Source organism: Paracoccus acridae (assembly GCF_014642735.1).
Classification (GTDB): Bacteria; Pseudomonadota; Alphaproteobacteria; order Rhodobacterales; family Rhodobacteraceae; genus Paracoccus; species Paracoccus acridae.
The window spans coordinates 1-4,582 of sequence record NZ_BMIV01000049.1; the positions used below are offsets into that span (position 1 = coordinate 1).

2 protein-coding genes and 3 pseudogenes are annotated in these 4,582 nt (G+C 62.5%); 1 reads left to right on the plus strand and 4 read right to left on the minus strand.

The window, feature by feature from the left end; genetic code table 11:
* The 3 genes and pseudogenes from IEX25_RS19475 to IEX25_RS19485 all read right to left on the minus strand — a co-directional run.
* A pseudogene (locus IEX25_RS19475) lies at positions 1-472 on the minus strand (IS110 family transposase); the annotation flags it as partial.
* A 58-nt stretch (positions 473-530) separates the two neighbouring features.
* Entirely contained in the window at positions 531-2,192 is a 1,662-nt protein-coding gene (locus IEX25_RS19480) for an IS1182 family transposase (RefSeq protein ID WP_188717366.1), read from the minus strand.
* A 57-nt stretch (positions 2,193-2,249) separates the two neighbouring features.
* Positions 2,250-2,435 carry a hypothetical protein gene (locus IEX25_RS19485; RefSeq protein WP_229665513.1) on the minus strand — a complete coding sequence of 62 codons (186 nt, stop codon included), beginning with the start codon at positions 2,433-2,435 and terminating at the stop codon, positions 2,250-2,252.
* A gap of 73 nt (positions 2,436-2,508) precedes the next feature.
* On the opposite strand from IEX25_RS19485, the pseudogene IEX25_RS19490 reads away from it, so the two are divergent.
* Positions 2,509-3,157, plus strand: a pseudogene (locus tag IEX25_RS19490) (helix-turn-helix domain-containing protein); the annotation flags it as partial.
* Here the strand turns inward: IEX25_RS19490 and IEX25_RS19495 are convergent.
* Positions 3,158-4,199 (minus strand): annotated as a pseudogene (locus IEX25_RS19495) (IS3 family transposase); the annotation flags it as partial.
* Positions 4,200-4,582 lie beyond the last annotated feature (383 nt).

Below are 4,582 nucleotides of genomic sequence, written 5' to 3' on the forward strand. Positions count from 1 at the left end.
CCGCGGTGACCGGGCCGATCCCGGGGATGGTGCACAATCGTCGCAGCTGTGCATCTGTCTTCGATGCCGCCTCGAGTTCGTCCGCCAGTTGTTCGATCACCTCGGTGAGCTGCGCGATTTGGTCGAGGTAAATCGTGCCCATCTCCCGAACCGGGCTTGGCAGGTCCGTGGCCTCGTCTTCCAGCGCGTTCTCCAGCACCTTCAGGCTCGCCGGTCCCTTCGGCGCCACAAGTCCGACCTCCGCCAGATGTCCCCGAAGCGCGTTGATGAGCTGCGTGCGTTGCCGGACCAGGCATTGGTGCGTCCGGAATGCGACCGCGCGCGCCTGGGTCTCGGCGCTCTTCACCGCGACGAAGCGCATGGTCGGACGCAAGGCCGCCTCCGCGATGGCCTCTGCGTCCGCGCGATCATTCTTCTGGCGCTTCACGAACGGCTTCACGTAGGCCGCCGGGACAAGCCGAACCTCGTGGCCGTGCCGTTGTGCCACCCGGCCCCAGTGATGACACTGTTGGCCATTCGGCGGGGCGACGTCATGCGGCTGCAAGCAGTGCAACTACCTGTGACTGGCGGGTGCGCGCTCGAGGCTGGCCGCGCAGCCATGCATCGACACGCACGAGGTTCATAGCTGCTGCGGTACAAACGTGCTGAAGATGGGTCTTGGCCTGCCCGAGATAGCGGCAGCGACGCAAGCCGAAGCTGCGGATGCCCTGCGACAGCGTGCCCTCAATACCGGCGCGACACGCATAATGCGTTTTCCACAATTCGCCGTTCTGTTCCCGACGGCGGGCCTGCAAGGCCTCATGGGCAGGCTGTTCCAGGATCGTCAGACGCCGAGGGTTCGCCCGACAACCAGGCTTGAAAGGGGAGCACAAGACCCGGCTGGGGCAGGAATTACAGCTCTTCTGAGAGAAGCCAATTCGAACAACGGCAACGCCTCGTTCATCCCGCTCCTCTTTCCAGCTTTGGCTGATCTGACCTGCTGGGCATCGGGCGATGCGCTCGGACCAGTCAATGGTGAAGGCACTGAGATCGAACCCTTGCCCAGCCTGGGCCTGTCGACTGCTGTCCGGTAAGGCTGGGCCGAGTAGTTCCAAGGCATAACTGACCCGGCTGGCGACTAGCAGGTCGGCGTTGACATACCCGGAGTCCACCGCATGAATGGCCGGGAGCAATCCGCGTGAAGCCAAAGCACTGTGAACCGTCGCCGTCATGGCGACATCGGCCAAGCCCGCCGCCGTGGTCTGGACATCCGTGATCAGGTGCGGCCGGTCGGCGTCGCAGGTCTCGGTCAGATGGACCTTGTAGCCGATCCAGCCGATGTTGCGCTTTTTGGCGTAGCGAGCTTCTGGATCGTAGGGCGAATGAAGGCGCCCGCTCACCGGCGGCTGATCGGCCGGCTCGCGCCAGCGGACGCTGTCTCCGTCATGGTAAAACTGCTGGATCCAGACGAGCCGCAGCCGCTCCACGGCCAGCGGCCGATCCGGCCAGAAGCCCTCCCGCTCGTTCAACAAAGCGACCAGCAGGTCGTGACCATCCGTGCCGATGGCTTCAGCCAGCGCCTGACGCGCGGCCAAGCTCTTGGGAAGACGATACTGCTCGACTCGGGCGCCGTATCGCTCTGCCCAGTCTGATCGACCGTGTTGGACCAGCCAGGCAAGGGCGGCTTGGGCCAGGGCATGGAGGGCCGCCCGCAGGGTCTCCCCGACAAACTCCAGCCTGTTAAGCGTGCGGATCGCGGCCAGAACATGAGTGGAGTCGGTGCGTTGTTTGCCACGCGACTTGATGAGGCCATGCGCGCCCAAACGCTCGAGCAGGATCTCCAACAGGCACTGGTCCTGACCGCCGGCCAGCAGGCGTGCACGGAACTCGCAGAGAACCGAGAAGTCAAATCCCGGATCGGTCAGTTCCAGACCCAGGGCATACTTCCAGTCGATGCGGCTGCGCACCGCCTCGGCCGCTTGGCGATCGGACAGGTTTTCGAGGAACTGGAACAGTGTGACCAACGCCAGCCGCCATGGCGCAATCGCCCACTGCCCCCGGGCATGGTAAAGGTCCGCAAACATGGCATCCTCGTAGAGAACGCCGATCTCATCGCGAACCCGCATCAGCAAGGTGCCTTTGCGAAAAGCAGCCCGGGCCACGCGTGCCGTTTCCTCGGGAACAGGATCGATCAATGATGGATGCATAGCCATGGCGCCCTCCAGCGTTTCCACGGCTTAACTCCCTGCAAGCCTGAATGGCCAACAGTGTCAGTGATGCGACGTGGCGCAGGCTTCCATTGCAACGATGCATGCGGGCTGCTCGGCAAGAAGCGTCGCCAGACGCGTCCGCGACAAACTTCGGTTGTATAGAACCGTCCCCTCCGGCCCAACGGCGCAGACCTGGAAGCTGCCCTTCGCCAAGTCGATCGCCAACATGCTAATCATCGTCGTCATTGATCTGCCCTCCNGATTAGGCCGATTGTGTGACGGAGGGTTTCTGGCTCATCGTAGCCCTTATGGAGCGAAGATGAGCAAGAAACCCGTAACGACGAAAGTCGAGGCTGACAGGTCTGTCAAAGACATCCGCCGGGCGACGCGCAAGATCCACAACGCCGAAGAGAAGATCAGGATTGTGCTTGCTGGCCTGCGGGGCGAGGACAGCATTGCCGAGCTGTGCCGCCGCGAAGGGATCGCCCAAAGCCTGTATTATAGCTGGTCGAAGGAGTTCCTCGAGGCGGGCAAGAAGCGCCTCGCCGGTGACACGGCGCGCCAGGCAACCAGTGGCGAGGTCAAGGATTTGCGCGCCGAGGCTCTGGCGCTCAAGGAGGTTGTGGCGGACCTCACCCTCGAGAACCGCCTGCTCAAAAAAAAACACGACCGGGGTTGGGGGGCGGGCACGAATGAGATACCCAGCATCCGAGAAGCTCGAGATCATCCGCATCGTCGAGCAATCCCACCTGCCGGTTCGCAGGACTTTGGCACAGATCGGGGTGCCGCCCACGACCTTTTACCGGTGGTATGATCGATATGTCGAACACGGCCCGGAAGGCTTGGAAGACCACCCCTCACGGCCGTCCAGGGTCTGGAACCGCATCCCCGACACTGTGCGTGACCGGATTGTCGCTCTGGCGCTGGAAGAGCCCGACCTATCGCCACGGGAGCTTGCGGTTCGCTTCGATGCCGTTGCTCTGCGGGCTGCGGATCGGCGTGAAGCAGGGCTTCAGCCCGAGCTGACGGGCGAAGATCTGGGTATCCTTTGCGATGTAAGGCGGCCCATTGTCGGTCAGCATCTCGATTGTCGCTGGTGCGCGCAGTGCCTTGAACCGCCGCTCCACGGCTTCGAGCATGATGTCGCGGATGTCGGACCCGCTGATCCCGGCATTGACCACTGCTCTCCAGGCGATGATCTCGCGATCATGAGCGTCAATGATGAAGGCGCCGCGGACGATGTCGCCGTTCCAGCAAGCGAACTCGAAGCCATCTGAACATCAGCGGAGGTTCGAGCGCATCACAATAACCTTGCCGTCATGGATGTGCTGCGGCCGCTCGCAATACTTGCGGGCCAGCAGCAGGTTGTGTGCTTTCATGATCCGGTAAGTGCGATTGTGATTGCACGGCGCCAAGCCTTCCGATCGCAGTTGGCGGTTCAGGATTGCGGTGATGCGACGGTAGCCATAGGTCGGCCGCGCCGCCACGAGTGCTGTGATGAGCGGCACCAACGCCGCGTCTTGCGCTTTATGGTAGCGCCGCCGCGGCTTTGCTTTGCCCTGCAGCCGGTTGACCAGGTTGGAGCGGGAAACCCCCAACATCTCGGCCACCGCCTTCACTGGAAACCGCCCTTCAATGGCGACCCCGCGAGCAAGGTCGGTTTTTTACCCGTGACTTGTCCAGGGCTTCCCGCAAGATCTCGGCCTCCAGCGTCTTGCGGCCAAGCTGGCGCTCAAGTTCACGGATGCGGTTTTCCATCTCGCGAACCACGCTATTGCTGGTCACATCGTCGTCTTCGGTCACCGCAACGCTTCCCCCTTCCAGCATCAGACGCCGCCAACGATACAACAGGTTTGGCGCTACGCCATTGCGCCGCGCCACGACCGAGATGCTGGCCTGTCCATCCAGTGTCTCCTCGACGATCCGCAGCTTCTCGGCGGCAGTCCAGCGGCGCCGATGGCCACCATCGGTGATGATCTCGATCTCTGACATAAGCACGTGCTTAGGCATATGCCTAAGCCTCCATGGTTATGCCCGGTGTCCGGTCGAAATGGGGGCCAGTTCATGAGGTGCCCTGCAATTCGGTGCCAGTCAGGTGACGGAGATGCTTCCGGTTCGCGATCTTGCTCGGGGGCGCGTTCTACGACTGGGCCCTGGCGCTGCCTGCAGGAGAGGAACGGCCTCATGGAAAGGTGGTCTATCACTGCGGCGGCACAGAGATTGACCTGTTTCACAAGCCTGAGGGGATCAAGGCAGAGCCTACTGCGCTGAGCTTCAGGGTGAATGACATCCGTGCAGCGATTGGTGAGCTTTCGCGATCCCGTCTCACCCGGCCTGTATGCTGGGCGGTCAAGGAAGGTGTGGCTGCGCCTTCAGCAAGGCCACCACCCGGT